General features: G+C 66.7%; 15 protein-coding genes. 11 read left to right on the top strand and 4 right to left on the bottom strand.

The genetic code is table 11. From position 1 onward, the window contains the following. Positions 1–176 precede the first annotated feature (176 nt). The 6 genes from hemA to ABGX75_RS03740 all read left to right on the top strand — a co-directional run bounded on the left by hemA (position 177) and on the right by ABGX75_RS03740 (position 5,690). Positions 177–1,451 (top strand): glutamyl-tRNA reductase, encoded by a 1,275-nt coding sequence (gene hemA / locus ABGX75_RS03765; protein ID WP_011506827.1) that lies wholly within the window; start codon positions 177–179, stop codon positions 1,449–1,451. Further along, positions 1,448–2,533: a peptide chain release factor 1 gene (gene prfA / locus ABGX75_RS03760; protein ID WP_110061936.1), complete on the top strand. Its 1,086-nt coding sequence runs from the start codon at positions 1,448–1,450 to the stop codon at positions 2,531–2,533. Before hemA ends, prfA begins: the two co-directional genes overlap by 4 nt. Continuing rightward, on the top strand, positions 2,533–3,393 hold the full coding sequence (gene prmC / locus ABGX75_RS03755) for a peptide chain release factor N(5)-glutamine methyltransferase (protein WP_347410953.1): 861 nt from the start codon (positions 2,533–2,535) through the stop codon (positions 3,391–3,393). Before prfA ends, prmC begins: the two co-directional genes overlap by 1 nt. Before the next feature lie 186 nt (positions 3,394–3,579). Next, positions 3,580–4,077, top strand: coding sequence for an Lrp/AsnC ligand binding domain-containing protein (locus tag ABGX75_RS03750; RefSeq protein ID WP_011506830.1), 498 nt, complete (start codon positions 3,580–3,582; stop codon positions 4,075–4,077). Between the two features lie 51 nt (positions 4,078–4,128). Further along, positions 4,129–4,899 (top strand): HesA/MoeB/ThiF family protein, encoded by a 771-nt coding sequence (locus ABGX75_RS03745; protein ID WP_035411460.1) that lies wholly within the window; start codon positions 4,129–4,131, stop codon positions 4,897–4,899. Between the two features lie 245 nt (positions 4,900–5,144). Next, positions 5,145–5,690, top strand: coding sequence for a glycine zipper 2TM domain-containing protein (locus tag ABGX75_RS03740; RefSeq protein WP_347410954.1), 546 nt, complete (start codon positions 5,145–5,147; stop codon positions 5,688–5,690). Positions 5,691–5,803: 113 nt separating this feature from the next. On the opposite strand, the gene ABGX75_RS03735 is transcribed toward ABGX75_RS03740, so the two are convergent. Further along, the gene (locus tag ABGX75_RS03735; RefSeq protein ID WP_011506833.1) at positions 5,804–7,063 is read right to left on the bottom strand and encodes a 6-phosphofructokinase; all 1,260 of its coding nucleotides are present in this window, start codon (positions 7,061–7,063) and stop codon (positions 5,804–5,806) included. 142 nt (positions 7,064–7,205) lie between these two features. Here ABGX75_RS03735 and mpl point away from each other — a divergent pair, with 142 nt between their 5' ends. From mpl to ABGX75_RS03720, 3 genes are read left to right on the top strand one after another with little or no spacing between them, the layout of a single operon-like run. Further along, positions 7,206–8,576: a UDP-N-acetylmuramate:L-alanyl-gamma-D-glutamyl-meso-diaminopimelate ligase gene (gene mpl / locus ABGX75_RS03730; protein WP_301968431.1), complete on the top strand. Its 1,371-nt coding sequence runs from the start codon at positions 7,206–7,208 to the stop codon at positions 8,574–8,576. Beyond that, positions 8,566–9,192: a flavin prenyltransferase UbiX gene (locus ABGX75_RS03725; RefSeq protein ID WP_011506835.1), complete on the top strand. Its 627-nt coding sequence runs from the start codon at positions 8,566–8,568 to the stop codon at positions 9,190–9,192. The genes mpl and ABGX75_RS03725 overlap by 11 nt, the downstream gene beginning before the upstream one ends. Beyond that, entirely contained in the window at positions 9,189–9,812 is a 624-nt protein-coding gene (locus ABGX75_RS03720; protein ID WP_347410955.1) for a LysE family translocator, read from the top strand. Before ABGX75_RS03725 ends, ABGX75_RS03720 begins: the two co-directional genes overlap by 4 nt. Positions 9,813–9,840: 28 nt before the next feature. Here the strand turns inward: ABGX75_RS03720 and ABGX75_RS03715 are convergent, their stop codons facing one another. Genes ABGX75_RS03715 through ABGX75_RS03705 form a run of 3 tightly spaced genes read right to left on the bottom strand, consistent with a single transcriptional unit; the run spans position 9,841 to position 13,047 of the window. Then, a complete protein-coding gene (locus ABGX75_RS03715) occupies positions 9,841–11,250 on the bottom strand; it encodes a bifunctional DedA family/phosphatase PAP2 family protein (RefSeq protein ID WP_011506837.1) in 1,410 nt (469 codons plus the stop codon). Continuing rightward, a complete protein-coding gene (locus tag ABGX75_RS03710) occupies positions 11,247–12,182 on the bottom strand; it encodes a diguanylate cyclase (protein WP_128690526.1) in 936 nt (311 codons plus the stop codon). The genes ABGX75_RS03715 and ABGX75_RS03710 overlap by 4 nt, the downstream gene beginning before the upstream one ends. Then, positions 12,175–13,047, bottom strand: a complete 873-nt coding sequence (locus tag ABGX75_RS03705) for a hypothetical protein (protein ID WP_128690527.1) — start codon at positions 13,045–13,047, stop codon at positions 12,175–12,177. Before ABGX75_RS03705 ends, ABGX75_RS03710 begins: the two co-directional genes overlap by 8 nt. A 126-nt stretch (positions 13,048–13,173) precedes the next feature. On the opposite strand from ABGX75_RS03705, the gene ABGX75_RS03700 reads away from it, so the two are divergent. Together ABGX75_RS03700 and nadD are read left to right on the top strand one after the other, a co-directional pair. After that, positions 13,174–14,460: a glutamate-5-semialdehyde dehydrogenase gene (locus ABGX75_RS03700; RefSeq protein WP_347410956.1), complete on the top strand. Its 1,287-nt coding sequence runs from the start codon at positions 13,174–13,176 to the stop codon at positions 14,458–14,460. After that, a complete protein-coding gene (gene nadD, locus ABGX75_RS03695) occupies positions 14,447–15,106 on the top strand; it encodes a nicotinate-nucleotide adenylyltransferase (RefSeq protein WP_301968437.1) in 660 nt (219 codons plus the stop codon). Before ABGX75_RS03700 ends, nadD begins: the two co-directional genes overlap by 14 nt. Positions 15,107–15,117 lie beyond the last annotated feature (11 nt).

Below are 15,117 nucleotides of genomic sequence, written 5' to 3'. Positions count from 1 at the left end.
CCGCTCGCGACATCTTGTCCCGGCATGCCCAAATGTCTTACGCCTATGCTAGGATATCGATCCTGCAGCGCATTGGGCGGGGCTGGTATTCCGGCTTCGTCGCCCCCACATTGTCCGCCGCGCCCGAACGCAAAGGCCGGACGCTGCCGATAGACCGATGTGATGACCGTGATTTCATGACGCTTCTCGCCCTGGGGATCAACCACAAGACCGCGACCATCGAGGTTCGCGAGCAGGTCGCCTTTACGCCGGCCGAGCTGGCGGGCGCGTTGGCCGAACTCAAGTCGCTGCCCGGTGTCAACGAAGCGGCAGTACTGTCGACGTGCAACCGCACCGAGCTTTATTGCGTGACCGACTCGCAAGGGGAGCGCGAGGTGCTCGATTGGCTGGGGCGCTTCCACGCGCTGCCGCCGGAAACCTTGATGCAAAGCGCCTACCACTACCTCGATGGCGAGGCGGCGCGGCACCTGATGCGTGTCGCGGCGGGCCTCGACTCCATGGTGCTGGGCGAGCCGCAGATCCTGGGGCAGCTCAAGGAAGCCTATCAGCTCGCGCGTGACAACGCGGGGCTGGGGGGCGAACTGGAGCGCCTGTTCCAGCACACCTTTTCCGTCGCCAAGCAGGTACGCAGCGAGACTGGCATCGGCGAAAACCCGGTGTCGGTGGCCTATGCCGCCGTCAGCCTGGCCAGCCACATCTTCGATGACTTCGGCCGCGCCCGTGCGCTGCTGATCGGCGCCGGCGAGACCATCGAGCTGGTGGCCCGGCACCTGCGCGAAGCGGGTATCCGGGGGCTGACCGTGGCCAATCGTACCCGCGAGCGTGCCGAGCTCCTGGCCCACGAAGTCGATGCCGAGGCGATTTCCCTGGGCGAGATTCCCCAGGCCCTGGCGCATGCCGACATCATCATCTCCTCGACGGCGAGCCCGCTGCCGATCCTGGGCAAGGGCATGGTCGAAAGTGCCCTGAAGAAGCGTCGTCATCGCCCCATGTTCATGGTCGACATCGCCGTCCCTCGCGATATCGAGTCCCAGGTGGGCGAGCTGGATGATGTCTTCCTGTACAGCGTCGACGACTTGCAGGAAGTGATCGAGGAAAACCGCAAGCAACGCGCCGTGGCCGCCGCCCAGGCCGAGTCCCTGATCGAGCATGGCATTCAGCACTGGCAGCACGAGCGCCGCGTGCGGGGTGCCGGGGATCTGATCCGGCGCTACCGCGAGCAGGGCGAGGCGCTGCGCGAGGAGGCCGAGCGTCAGGCACTGGCGCAGCTCGCGCGCGGCGAGGATCCCGAAAAGGTCTTGCAGCGCCTGTCACGTCAATTGACCAACAAGTTGCTGCATGGTCCCACCCTGCGCTTGCGTGAAGCGTCGGGCGAGGCACGACACGATATTCTCAAGGCGGCCGATACCCTGTTGATCGACCCGGCCGCATCGACACAGGACTCTGCATGAAAGCGACTCTGCGCACACGTCTCGATGGCTTCCAGGAACGCTTCGAAGAACTCGCCGCCTTGCTGGCCGAGCCCGACGTGATCGCTGATCAGGCGCGCTTTCGCGATTATTCACGCGAGTACGCCGAACTCGAGCCGCTGATCGAGGCGTGGCGCAGCTATCGGCGCACCGAGGACGACCTCGAGGCCGCCGAGCAGATGCGCGAGGACAGCGATCCCGAGATGCGCGAGCTGGCGGAGGAAGAATGGCGGGAGGCGCAGGCGCGTCTCGAGGCGCTGGATGCGGACGTCAAGCGCCTGCTGGTGCCCAGGGACCCCGACGATGCCAGCAACGTCTTCCTCGAGATTCGCGCCGGCACCGGCGGTGACGAGGCAGCCCTGTTCGCCGGGGACCTGTTTCGCATGTATTCGCGATATGCCGAAAAAGTCGGCTGGCGCATCGAGGTGATCAATGCCAGTCATGGCGAGCAGGGCGGCTACAAGGAACTGATCGCGCGCGTACGCGGTGACAATGTCTATGCGCGTCTCAAGTTCGAGTCGGGCGCGCACCGCGTGCAGCGGGTGCCGGCCACCGAGTCCCAGGGGCGCATTCATACCTCGGCGTGCACCGTGGCGGTGATGGCCGAGGCCTCCGCCGTCGGTGAGGTGGAACTCAACAGCAACGATCTGCGCGTGGATACCTTTCGCTCCAGCGGGGCCGGCGGTCAGCACGTCAATACCACCGATTCGGCGATTCGCATCACGCACCTGCCGAGCGGACTGGTGGTGGAGTGCCAGGAAGAACGCAGCCAGCACAAGAACCGGGCCAAGGCGATGGCGCTGCTGGCGGCTCGCCTCAAGCAGTCCGCGGTGGACGCACAGCGCCAGCAGCAGGCCGATACGCGGCGTTCGCTGGTGGGCTCGGGGGACCGCAGCGAGCGCATCCGTACCTACAACTTCCCTCAGGGGCGCATTACCGACCATCGCATCAACCTGACGCTCTACAAGCTCGGCGACGTGATGGCGGGTGAGCTCGCCGAGGTGATCGATCCCTTGATCCACGAGTACCAGGCCGAGCAACTGTCGGCCCTGCAGGCCTCGTGATGACCTTCGATGCCTTGCTGGCACGCGCGACGATGCGGCTGCAGGCCTCGGGGAGCCCCACGCCGCGTCTGGACGCGGAGGTGCTGATGATGCATGCCGCGGATGGCACGCGAGCCTGGCTGTATACCTGGGGCGACCGCGAGATTGCGCCTCCGGCATGGGCCCGGTTCGACGCCCTGATCGCGGCGCGGTCGCTGGGGCATCCCGTGGCGCACCTGACCGGGGAGCGTGAATTCTGGGGGCTCGTGCTGCGTGTCGACGACACGACGCTCATTCCGCGCCCCGACACCGAATGCCTGGTCGAAGCGCTGCTGGCTCGCATGCCGCATGCCACCGGGCGCGCGCTCGATCTGGGCACGGGATCGGGTGCCATCGCGCTGGCGCTCGCCTCGGAGCGACCGGCGTGGCATGTCGTCGGGGTCGACAAGGTACCCGGCGCCGTACGCCTGGCGACGGCCAATGCGGAGCGCCTGGCACTGAGCAACGCCACCTTCCTGGTCAGCGACTGGTTCTCTGCCCTCGGCAACGAGACGTTCGACGTGATCGCGGCCAACCCGCCCTATATCGCCGAGGACGACCCGCATCTCGCCCAGGGCGACGTGCGTTTCGAGCCCCGCTCGGCCCTGGTGGCGGAAGACGCCGGGCTTGCCGACCTGTGTCACCTCGCGCTGACCGCGCGGGCCCATCTCGCTGGGGGCGGCTGGCTGGCCATGGAGCACGGCATGACGCAGGCGGCGCGGGTGCGCGAGATCCTGACGAGTGCCGGTTATCGCGATGTCGCCAGTGTCGCGGACCTCGGGGCCCGCGAGCGCGTCACTCTGGGGCGTGCGCCCGATGCGGCGGGGCACGGCGCTCGTTGATTCGACGCACGTGGGGACAGACTCGATGCGCGTGGAGGAAGGCGCGGCGCGTCTGGAGGCGCGGGCGGCGAATGTGGTAGTAATACGCCTCGCACTCGACGGTGCCGACGCCTGGCGGCCGCTTGATGCCGCCGGTGCCGTCGCGGGTATTTCCTTTGCCATTCAACGTCTCGGAACAACAATATAATGAAAGCCAAGACCCGATCGCTCGATCGCATCGATCTCAACATTTTGCGCTGCCTGCAGGACAACGCCCGCATTTCCTACGTCGATCTGGCCTCCCGGGTGGGCCTGTCGACCACGCCCTGCCTGGAGCGTGTAAAGCGTCTGGAAAAGGCCGGCATCATCCGTGGCTACAAGGCACTGCTGGATCCCAAGGCCCTCAAGGCCAACCTGCTCGTGTTCGTCGAGATCAGCCTGGAAACGCAGTCGCCGGCGGTATTCGACGAGTTCCGCCGGGCCGTGGCCAAGCTGCCGCAGATTCAAGAATGCCACCTGGTCTCCGGCCAGTTCGATTACATCCTCAAGTGCCGCATTCCCGAGATGTCGGCCTATCGCCAGTTGCTGGGCGACGTGGTGCTGACGCTGCCCGGTGTCAAGGAGTCCAAGAGCTACGTGGTGATGGAAGAAGTCAAGGAAGAGGTCTCGCTGCATGTGCCCGATATCGAGCGGCTCGATACATGACGGCGCCCCCGGGCGCTGCGCGCGACTAAGGTGATGAATGTCATGACGGAAATGGACGATACCGCGCTGCTGCGCTATAGCCGCCAGATCATGCTCGAGCAGTTCGATGTGGCGGGGCAGCAGCGCCTGCTGGCGGGGCATGCCTTGATCGTCGGCGCGGGAGGGCTGGGCTCGCCCGTGGCGCTGTATCTCGCTGCCGCCGGGGTGGGGCGCCTGTCCATCGCCGACGACGATGTGGTGGAATTGTCCAATCTGCAGCGTCAAATCGCCCACGACGAGCGTGATCTGGGCCGTGGCAAGGCCGAGTCGGCGGCGGTCTCGGCGCGGCGGCTCAATGCGGCCTGCCAGGTGGACGTCATTGCCTCGCGGCTTGCGGGGGAGGCGCTGCAGCGTGCGGTGACGGAGGCGGACGTCGTGCTCGACTGCACCGACGGCTTCGCCAGCCGCCATGCCATCAACCGTGCCTGTGTCGCCACGCGAACGCCGCTGGTATCCGGCGCGGCGATTCGCTTCTCGGGTCAGCTGGCGGTCTTCGATGCGCGTGATGCGGCCTCGCCCTGTTATGCCTGCCTTTACGGCGAGGACGGTGACGACGAAGCGCTGCGCTGCGCCGAAAACGGCGTGATCGCCCCTCTGGTGGGCATCATCGGCACCTTTCAGGCGCTCGAGGCGATCAAGCTTCTCGCCGGCGTCGGTGAGTCGCATCGCGGCCTGGCCACGTTCGATGGCCTGAGCGGAGAGTGGCGACGCTTCAATGTCGGTCGCGACCCGGCGTGTCCCGTTTGCGGCCCTGGCCCGCACGGCGCGTCTGCCACGTCCTGATCCCTGAAAAGGAAGGTGCCGTCGCCGGATGGCAACGGCATGACGCCAATTTCGCAGACAATGTGAAAACGCTGTTCTATAACCCTTTCGGGCTCCCGCTGGACGTTAACTTCGGGTAACATTTCTTTCGTCTCAGTCATGCATCGCTTGCCGAGTGGACGCGACAGCCAGGCGCCCGGGCACCAGGCCACCGACAGGAGGTCGGCGGGGTGCCCGTGGCTCGCGTGAATACAAGGAGGCAAGAGATGAACAAGCCCATCATCATTGGCAGTGCCATTGCCGCACTGGGGATCGCCGGCGGCGTCGCGATCGGCGCCTACCAGCAGGGAAATGCCGGCCCCGAGTATGCCGACATCGTCGATGTCGCGCCCATCGTCGAAACGCAGCAGGTGCCCCGTGAGGTCTGCCGCGACGTGACCGTCACCAAGCGGCGCCCCGTGCAGGACGAGCATCAGCTGGCCGGGTCGGCCATTGGCGGCCTGGTGGGTGGCGTGGTCGGCAATCAGTTCGGCGGGGGAAGCGGCAAGACGCTGGCGACCGTGGCCGGTGCACTCGGCGGCGGCTATGCCGGCAACAAAGTGCAGGAGCGCCTGCAGGACGGCGATACCTACACGACCACGCAACGGCGGTGCGAAACCGTCAACGACACGCAGAACGAAACGGTGGGCTTCAAGGTTCGGTATCGGGTGGACGGCCAGTCGCACGAGGTCAGGCTCGACGAAAAGCCCGATGGCGAGCGTGTGCCGCTGCGTGATGGCACGCCGCGCTGGGACGAGGTGACCTCATCGTGAGGCATTGCCGGCTTGCCCATCGAGCCCACCACTAGACATGCCTCGCCAGGCAAGACGACGACGCCCCGGCATGATCCATGCCGGGGCGTCGTCCTGGAGGGGCGTGTCTGTCTTCAGAGCTCGAAGGCGGGCAGCTTGCGCGGCACCTTGACCTTGTCGAGCTTGGCCACCTTGGGCAGGCCGTTTTCGAACGGCGGGAAATCCTCGCCCTGGATCAGCGGTGACAGATAGCGGCGGCCCGCCTCCGTGATGCCGAAGCCGTCCTCGCGGATGTAGTCGCGGGGCATGAACTTCTCCTTGTTGGCCACTTCGGCCAGCGGCGCCGCATCGATGCGCCATTCGTAGGGCGTCTCGCTGACGCGCTTGATGGTCGGCATCATGGCATTCCTGCCTTCCAGGGCCAGCTCGACGGCCTTCTGCCCCACCGCATAGGCCTGCTCGACGTCGGTTCTGGAGGCCAGATGGCGTGCGGCACGCTGCAGGTAGTCGGCCACCGCCCAGTGGTACTTGTAGCCCAGGTCCTGCTTGATCATGCCGGCGAGCGTCGGTGCCACGCCGCCCAGCTGACGGTGGCCGAAGGCGTCGGTATTGCCGGCGTCGGCGAGGAAGGTGCCGTCTTCGTAACGGGCGCCCTCGGAGACCACGATGACGCAATAGCCGTACTTCTTGACGGCCTCGTCGACGCGCTGCATGACTCGGGCGCGCTGGAAGGGGAGCTCGGGGAAGATGACCAGGTGAGGGGGCTCGCCTTCGCCGTTGCCCGCCAGGGCGCCGGCTGCGGCGATCCAGCCCGCATGACGGCCCATCACTTCGAGCACGAACACCTTGGTGGAAGTGGCGCACATGGAAGCGATATCCAGCGCCGCTTCGCGGGTCGAGGTGGCGATGTACTTGGCCACGCTGCCGAAGCCGGGAGAGTTGTCGGTGATCGGCAGGTCGTTGTCGACGGTCTTGGGAACGTGAATCGCGGTCAGCGGGTAGCCCATCTTTTCCGAGAGCTGCGACACCTTGAGGCAGGTATCGGCGCTGTCGCCGCCGCCGTTGTAGAAGAAGTAGCGGATGTCATGCGCCTTGAACACCTCGATGAGGCGCTCGTATTGCGCGCGGTGCGTCTCGATGTCCTTGAGCTTGTAGCGGCAGGAACCGAACGCGCCGCCCGGCGTATGGCGCAGTGCGGCAATCGCCTCGTCGCTTTCCTGGGAAACGTCGATGAGATCCTCGGTCAGGGCGCCGATGATGCCGTTGTGGCCGGCGTAGACCTTGCCGATCTTGTCCGAATGGCGACGACAGGTCTCGATGACGCCGCAGGCGCTGGCGTTGATGACGGCGGTGACGCCACCGGACTGGGCGTAAAAGGCATTGTGCTGGGCCATGGGACTTGTGGTGCTCCTGGGTCTGGGCGCATGAATGAGCGAATGATAGCCGACATCGACGGTCGATGCCTATGCCAGGGCGCTCGGCTGGTGGGTCGCGCGGCGCCATGCTAGGCTCGCCGCATCATGGCAGGAGGCTCAGATGCACGTCCATATTCTAGGGGTTTGCGGTACGTTCATGGGGAGTCTGGCGCGGTTGGCCAAGGCGCTCGGACATCAGGTCAGCGGTTCGGACGCCAACGTCTATCCGCCGATGAGCACTCAGCTCGAAGAGGCGGGCATCGCCCTTTGCGAGGGCTATGCCGCCGACAACCTGATGCCGCGTCCCGATCTCGTGATCATCGGCAATGCATTGTCGCGCGGCAACCCCGAGGTGGAGGCCGTGCTCAATGCCAAATTGCCCTACGTCTCGGGACCGCAGTGGCTGGCCGAGCAGGTGCTGCCGGGCCGGCGCGTGGTGGCGGTGGCCGGCACTCACGGCAAGACCACGACCGCCAGTCTGCTGACGTGGATTCTGGAGGCGGCCGGCCAGGCGCCGGGGTTCTTGATCGGCGGGGTGCCGCGCAATCTGGGCGTGTCCTCGCGACTGGGAGAGCCCGGGGCGCCGTTCGTGGTCGAGGCCGATGAGTACGACACGGCCTTCTTCGACAAGCGTTCCAAGTTCGTCCACTACCGCCCGGATATCGCGGTGCTGGGCAATCTCGAGTTCGATCACGCGGACATCTTTCCCGACCTGGCCGCCATCGAGCGTCAGTTCCACCATCTGGTGCGTACCGTCCCCGGTGAAGGACAACTGGTGGTGGCGGCGGGCGAGCCCGCCCTCGAGCGCGTGCTGGCGCAAGGCTGCTGGAGCCCCGTCGTGCGTTTCGGTGCCAGCGACGACGCCTCATGGCAGTGGCGGCTGGAAAGCGCCGATGGCCGTCGCTTCGCGGTGCGTCATGGCGAGCGCGTCGCGCACGTCGACTGGGCGCTGAGCGGGCGTCACAACGTCGCCAACGCGGTGGCGGCCCTGGCTGCGGCGTCGGCCTGCGGTGTCGCCCTCGAGGCAGGGGCGGCGGCGCTGGCACGCTTCGAATCGCCGCGCCGACGCCAGGAGGTGCGAGGCGAGGTCGGCGGCATTCAGGTCATCGACGACTTCGCCCATCATCCCACGGCCATCGCCGCCACGCTCGAGGGGCTGGCAGCGGCGACCGACGCGGGGCGGCTGCTGGCGGTGATCGAACCGCGTTCCAATACGATGCGTCTGGGCAGCATGCGCGAGCGCTTGCCGGACAGCGTGGCGGCGGCGGACCGCGTCTGGTGGTATCGGCCACCGGAGGTCGAATGGTCGCTGGAGGCGCTTGCGGCGGCCTGTCCGGTGCCGGCGACGGTGAGCGACGAGATGCCGGCCCTGGTCGAGGCCATCGTGGCCGAGGCGCGTCCGGGAGACCGGATCGTGGTGATGTCGAACGGGGCGTTCGGCGGTATCCACGAAAAGTTGCTGGCGGCACTGGAGGCCCGGCATGGCGGATGAAGCAATGTTCGAGGCGCCTGTCACCGTGGCGTTGACGGGGGCATCCGGGGCGCAGTACGGGCTGCGTCTCATCGACTGCCTGGTGGCGGCGCGGCATCAGGTGCTGGTGCTGATCTCCAAGGCCGCGCACATGGTCATCGCCACCGAAACCGACGAGAGCTTGCCGTCGAACCCCGAGCGCTTGAGCGAGGCGCTGCGGGAGCGAAGCGGTGCCGCGCCGGGCCAGATTCGCTGCTTTGCCCGGGAGGACTGGATGGCGCCCGTGGCCTCGGGGTCCGGTGCGCCCAGTGCCATGGTGATCTGCCCCTGTTCGACGGGAACGCTCTCGGCGGTCGCCACCGGCGCGAGCAACAACCTGATCGAGCGCGCCGCGGACGTGGCGCTCAAGGAACGGCGTCAGCTCATCCTCGTCCCGCGCGAGACGCCGTTCTCGGCCATTCATCTCGAGCACATGCTGACGCTGACCCGGATGGGCGCGGTGATACTCCCCGCGGCCCCCGGGTTCTACCACCGCCCACAGACGCTCGACGACATGATCGACTTCATCGTGGCGCGCATTCTCAATCAACTGGGCATTGCGCATGCTCTGATGCCGCGCTGGGGAGAAGCCACATGATCAGCCTGTCGTTGCTTTCGGTCTTCGTGCCGACGTTTTTCATGGTGTCGTTGACCCCGGGCATGTGCATGACGCTTTCCATGACGCTGGGCATGACGATCGGGGTGCGGCGCGCCTTGTGGATGATGCTCGGCGAGCTGGTGGGCGTTGGCCTGGTGGCGGTCTCGGCGGTGGTCGGGGTCGCCACCTTGATGCTTCGCTACCCGGAAGTGTTCGCCATGTTCAAGTGGGTCGGCGGCGCCTATCTGATCTATCTCGGTGTCATGATGTGGCGTTCCAAAGGGCGCCTGGCGATCCCCGAGGCGAGTGACGCGGTGCCCGATGTATCGCGGGTCCAGTTGATCGTTCAGGGGTTCGTGACGGCGGTCGCCAATCCCAAGGGATGGGCATTCTTCATCGCCTTGCTGCCGCCCTTTCTGGAATCCGGCCGTCCGCTGGCGCCCCAGCTGGTCGCGCTGGTCGGCGTGATCCTGACCCTGGAGCTGACCTGTCTGCTGATCTATGCCGGCGGCGGGCGCACGGCCAGCCGCTTCCTGCGCCGCAGCGGCAATGTCCAGTTGCTGAACCGCATTGCCGGCAGCTTGATGGTCGGGGTCGGTATCTGGCTGGCGCTGGGCTGAGTGTTCCGGTGCACGCGGGCATCAGGCATCACACATAGGGCAGCCAGATGACGCGTACCGTCAGCAGCAGCAGCGAGGCCCCCGCCAGCCACGGCCATGGGCAGGACGTGAGCGGTGCGCGCACGAAGCGCTGATAGCTCAATCGCGTCAAGGCACAGACCACCAGGCCCAGCAGGGCGCCGCCGATCAGGTCGCTGACCCAGTGCACGCCCAGAATCAGGCGCGACAGCGCCATGGGCAGACAGACCAGGATGGCGCCCCAGTAGGCCCACAGGCGCTGCCTGCCGGGGAGTGCCTCGGCGATGAAGGCCGCCGTCAGGCCCAGCAGTACCACACTGGTGGACGTGTGTGCGCTGGGGTAGGAGAACGAGCCGACGAGATAGTCGGGCGTCTCGGGGCGCGGCCGGGCGGCCAGGTACTTGAACAGCGTGTTGGCGACTCCGATGCCGCCCAGTGCCGCGGTGATGTGAAAGAAGGCGGCAAAACGCCGGGCGACGAGCAGCCAGAGCAGCCACGGCAGGCTGAGCGCGGTCACGCCCAGGGCGTCGCCGCTGAGCGCCATGAAGGCGCTGACGTCGCCTGGCCAGCCGTCGGCCAGCGGGGCCAGCAGTGCGTGCAGCTGTCGGTCCATGGGCAGGGAGGTGTCGGGGTGCTCGAGTACCCAGAGCGTCCAGCCACACAGGGCGATCAGGCTGCCGATCAACAGCGCCAGAGAGGCCAGGGGAATTTCGTTGCGCGGATGGGCGGCGCTCAACGTGAGCCAGACGCGCCGCCGCCAAGGGCGTGTGCGCGATGCCTGCGCCAGTCGCCTGTAGAGCTGTCCCTCGCGACCGAGCTGGTGACGCAGCCAGGAAAAGCCCACGCCCAGCACGGTCAGGAGAATGGCCAACATCAGTAGCCAGCGTTCGCTGCTGGGCGGCAGGTCGATCAAGCGATCCCAAGAGTGGCCCAGCAGGTACCCCGGCAACAGGTAGGCGGGCGCCCACAGCAGGGCCGAGCCGATATTGACTGCCGCGAAGCGCCATGTCGACATGTGCATCATGCCGGCAACCAGCGGCACGATGGGCCTTACCGGACCGACGAAGCGTCCGATGAGAATCGAAAGGTCGCCATACCGCTTGAAGAACGTGATGCCTCTCGCCAGCCATTCCGGGTGTCGCGAGAACGGCCACAGGCGCGGCACGCGTTCGCGCTGTCGGCGCCCCAGCCAGAAGCTCAGGCCATCGCCCACCGCCGCGCCCACGAAGGCGGCCGCCAGCAGCAGCGGCAGCGAGAGATGCTGATGGCCAGCCAGCGATGCGGCGGCGGTGAGCAGCACGATGCCCGGCACCAGTAATCCGATCACGGCCAGCGATTCGCACAGCGCGACGAGCAGGACGATGGAGAGCAGCAACGAGGGGGATGGCGAAAGTTGGTACAGCCACTCGGTCGGGTTCAAGTATCGGGCTCCAGCAAGTTGAGGCCGCGTGAAATCAGGCGCTGCTCGAAGCGTTCGGCGCTCTCGTCATCGGCCAGTTGGCAAATGCGGATCTGGGCTTGAATCGCCCCGATCTCGGCCAGTCGCGTCTCGCCGAGTGCCTGCATCAAGCGCTCCCGGACGATGAGTGCCCCCGCCTCGCCGGCATTGGCCAGCAGGAGCCAGAAGACGTTGTGCTGATGCTGGCCGAGTGCATCGCCGCGTCGCGAGCTGCGCTGCACGACACGGCAGAAGGTCATCAACAGCGTGTCCCGCGTGGTTTGGCCGAACTGCTCGTCGGCCATGTCCACCTGCGGCAGATGAATGACCAGCGCACTCAGCGATTGGTTCAATGCCCGGGCCCGTTCGACCTCGGCGACGAGCCGTTCACTGAGGGTGTCGCGCGAAATGATGCCGCTTCGTGTATCGAGATGATCGGTGGACTTCAGGAATCGGGACTGCTGCATGTACCACCCGAGCGGCAGGATCGAGATGACCACGAGCGTGACGTAGTGCGTGCCGCTGACAGGCGCAGGCAATGCGATACCGATCAGCAGCAGCCACAGCGGTGCGAGCAGCACGTTGAGCAGCAGAGCGGCGCCGGGAGGCAGCAGCAGGGTGGTGAGTATCGGCGGAACGCCCATCCAGAGGCCGATCGAGGTGCCGAGATAGGGAGCTTCCACGGCGATGGCCAGGTAGCCGCTGATCAGCACGATATAGGCAGAGCCCCGCTGCAGGTAGCGTCTTTGCGTCAGCAAGGCGGCGCCGGCCACCAGCGCGGCCAGGATGGCGGCGGGCAGGATGCGTGCGTAGTGTCCCATCAGGTAATGCCACAGCGTCAGGCTGAGCAGCAGCAGGGTGCCGCAGCCATATGCCAGGGTCTGGAAACGTGCCGGGAAGCGTCGCTCAGGCATGATCGGACTCCTCTTCGCGAGCCAGAGACAGGCTGTCCGTCTGCATGGCCAGCGCGTGACCGAGCGTCAGCGGGTCGAGATCGGGTGTCACCGCGGCCACGCGCATCCGACATTCCATGGGGAGTGCCGCGATGAGCGCGTCACGCCGCTGCACGGCATGCTGGGCATCGGGCGATACCAGCAGCACGCCGAAGGTATGGGGATTCACGCGGTAACAGCCCTCGAAGGCGCGGGTCAGGGCAGGAAGGCACTCGCCGAGACGTTCCCGGGCACCGTACCCACGTTGCCGTGGACGCATGACGAGCAATTCGACATGCACGTTCTCGCGCTGGCGCCGCGACCACTCGACCTCGATGTCCTGACGCAAGCGGCTGAGCGACCAAAGGGCCTTTCCCGGCGCCAGCCGATGGCGATTCTCCAGCTCCTGGCGCAGGTGCGTGTGTTCGGCGGCCCGCGCCAGGCCCAGGAGCATCAGCCCGCTCAGCAGCATGCCGCTGAGAAAGGACTGGGGGACGGCCAGGGTCGACTGGACCTGCCACCAGCCGAAGGCTGCCATCACCAGCAGGCAGGCACGCAGCGCCCGGGGCTGCGGTGGCAGCAGCAGCATCGGCCACACCCACAGGCCGATGGCATAGTCGAGGGGCGCGCGCCACAGGAGTCCCGCCAACTGCAGGGCGCAGCAGGGCACCACCAGGCGCCAGACGCGCGGTGTCAGACTGTGCCAGGCAAGGAGTGCCAGGAGCACGCTGGAGGGGGCCAGCAAGGCTTGCGCGATGGGGTCCGATTCCTGCCAGACGATCACGGCCAGCAGCCCCGCGCCCAGTAGGAAAAGCCCTGCCAGGGGAGTTTTGTATTTGCGCTGCATGGTGCCGTATAGTGATTCCTTTCCCAACGGTGCCGGCAGTATAGCCGCTGTTCACCTGTCGTCATGCTCCGGAAAGCGCTGCAAAACACGTGCTTCCCACCGTATACCTAGGAGAAGACTGCCCGCATGGCCCTTGAAACTTCCGCTCCCGAGATCGCCGACGTCGAGGCCTACATGCGCGCGCTGGGCGAGCGGGCGCGTGATGCGTCGCGCATGCTGGCGCGAGCCACGACGGCGCAAAAGAACCGAGCCCTGCACGCCATGGCCGAGGCCCTGGACGCCGCCCGAGAGACACTCGAGACGGCCAATCGCCGCGACCTCGAGGCAGGGCGTGCCAATGGCCTCGACGAGGCGCTGCTGGACCGCCTCGCGCTCACCCCCGCGCGCATCGATGCGATGATCGAGGGGTTGCGCCAGGTGGCCGCCTTGCCCGATCCCGTCGGCGAGATTCGCGACATGCGTTATCTCCCCTCCGGCATTCAGGTCGGCAAGATGCGCGTGGCACTCGGCGTGGTCGGCATCGTCTACGAATCGCGTCCCAATGTCACGGTGGATGCGGCCAGTCTATGCCTCAAGTCCGGTAATGCCACCATCTTGCGTGGTGGTTCGGAGGCGATTCAATCCAACCGTGCGATCGCCGACTGCATTCGTCAGGGCTTGGCGGCGGCGGATCTCGACGCTGCCTGCGTGCAGGTGGTGGCGACCACGGATCGCGCGGCCGTGGGAGCGCTGATCGCCATGCCCGAGTACGTGGATGTGATCGTGCCGCGTGGCGGCAAGGGGTTGATCGAGCGCATCTCGCGCGACGCCAGGGTCCCGGTGATCAAGCATCTCGACGGCGTATGCCATGTCTACGTCGACAGGGCGGCCGATGATGCCAAGGCCGTGGTGATCGCCGACAACGCCAAGACGCAACGTTATTCGCCCTGCAACACCATGGAAACCCTGCTGGTGCATGGCGACGCCGCCCCGCGGGTGCTGCCCGAGCTGGCTCGGCTCTATGCGAGCAAGGGCGTCGAGCTGCGCGCCTGCGAACGGGCGCGAGCCTGGCTGGCCGATGCCGTGGCTGCCACCGAGGATGACTGGCATGCCGAATACCTGGCGCCGATTCTGGCGGTACGCGTGGTCGACTCCCTGGAGGAGGCGATCGCGCATATCAATACCTACGGCTCGCACCACACCGATGCCATCGTGACCGAGAGCGTGACCGATGCCCGGCGCTTCCTCGCCGAGGTGGATTCCAGCTCGGTCATGGTCAACGCCTCGACGCGTTTCGCCGACGGCTTCGAGTATGGCCTGGGGGCCGAGATCGGCATCTCCACCGACAAGCTGCATGCCCGCGGCCCGGTCGGACTCGAAGGCCTCACCAGCGAAAAGTACATCGTGTACGGCGACGGCCATGTGCGCAGCTGAGGCGCGTCCGGCCCGGGTGGCCATGCTCGGCGGAACCTTCGACCCTGTGCACATGGGGCATCTGCGAAGCGCCGTCGAGCTGCGCGAAGCACTCGAGCTGGATCGGGTTCACATGGTGCCGGCACGCGTGCCTCCTCACCGTGCGACGCCGGGCGTGAGTGCCGAGCGGCGCGCGGCCTTGCTGGCGCTTGGCATCGGCGATACGCCCGGTCTGGCGGTGGATGACCGCGAGATCGCCCGGGACGGGCCGTCCTATTCCGCCGACACCCTGGCGTCGCTGCGCGAAGAGCTGGGACCGCAGGCACGCCTGGTCATGGCGCTGGGCCACGATGCCTACCTGAATCTGGCCGAATGGCACGAGCCCCAGCGGCTGTTCGATCTGGCGCACATCGTGGTCATCGACCGACCCGATCACGACCGTCCTCTGGCGCCGGCCTTGCAGGAACTGGTGGCGGGGCGCGAGGTGTCGGATGTCGAGGCCCTGATGCAGGCGCCAGCCGGATCCCTGCTGGCGCTGCGTCTGCCCACGCGCATGGCCATCTCGGCCACGTCGATACGCGAGCGGCTGCGCCGTGGCGACAGCATCCGCTATCTAGTGCCCGAGGCCGTGGAGCGCGATCTCCTGGCGCGCGGGCTTTACGCTTGACAATGCGCCGT

It is taken from the genome of Chromohalobacter sp. (assembly GCF_039830575.1).
GTDB classification, from domain to species: Bacteria; Pseudomonadota; Gammaproteobacteria; order Pseudomonadales; family Halomonadaceae; genus Chromohalobacter; species Chromohalobacter israelensis.
This window is presented reverse-complemented; position numbering and strand designations above follow the sequence as displayed.

Excerpts from the sequence above, each read along its gene's own strand:
- ABGX75_RS03725 (WP_011506835.1), top strand. The coding sequence starts at position 8,566 with ATGGCGGATGAAGCAATGTTCGAGGCGCCTGTCACCGTGGCGTTGACG.
- mpl (WP_301968431.1), top strand. The coding sequence starts at position 7,206 with ATGCACGTCCATATTCTAGGGGTTTGCGGTACGTTCATGGGGAGTCTG.
- ABGX75_RS03700 (WP_347410956.1), top strand. The coding sequence starts at position 13,174 with ATGGCCCTTGAAACTTCCGCTCCCGAGATCGCCGACGTCGAGGCCTAC.
- ABGX75_RS03735 (WP_011506833.1), bottom strand. The coding sequence starts at position 7,063 with ATGGCCCAGCACAATGCCTTTTACGCCCAGTCCGGTGGCGTCACCGCC.
- ABGX75_RS03705 (WP_128690527.1), bottom strand. The coding sequence starts at position 13,047 with ATGCAGCGCAAATACAAAACTCCCCTGGCAGGGCTTTTCCTACTGGGC.
- ABGX75_RS03750 (WP_011506830.1), top strand. The coding sequence starts at position 3,580 with ATGAAAGCCAAGACCCGATCGCTCGATCGCATCGATCTCAACATTTTG.
- ABGX75_RS03720 (WP_347410955.1), top strand. The coding sequence starts at position 9,189 with ATGATCAGCCTGTCGTTGCTTTCGGTCTTCGTGCCGACGTTTTTCATG.
- prmC (WP_347410953.1), top strand. The coding sequence starts at position 2,533 with ATGACCTTCGATGCCTTGCTGGCACGCGCGACGATGCGGCTGCAGGCC.
- ABGX75_RS03710 (WP_128690526.1), bottom strand. The coding sequence starts at position 12,182 with ATGCCTGAGCGACGCTTCCCGGCACGTTTCCAGACCCTGGCATATGGC.
- hemA (WP_011506827.1), top strand. The coding sequence starts at position 177 with ATGACGCTTCTCGCCCTGGGGATCAACCACAAGACCGCGACCATCGAG.
- ABGX75_RS03745 (WP_035411460.1), top strand. The coding sequence starts at position 4,129 with ATGGACGATACCGCGCTGCTGCGCTATAGCCGCCAGATCATGCTCGAG.
- nadD (WP_301968437.1), top strand. The coding sequence starts at position 14,447 with ATGTGCGCAGCTGAGGCGCGTCCGGCCCGGGTGGCCATGCTCGGCGGA.
- prfA (WP_110061936.1), top strand. The coding sequence starts at position 1,448 with ATGAAAGCGACTCTGCGCACACGTCTCGATGGCTTCCAGGAACGCTTC.
- ABGX75_RS03740 (WP_347410954.1), top strand. The coding sequence starts at position 5,145 with ATGAACAAGCCCATCATCATTGGCAGTGCCATTGCCGCACTGGGGATC.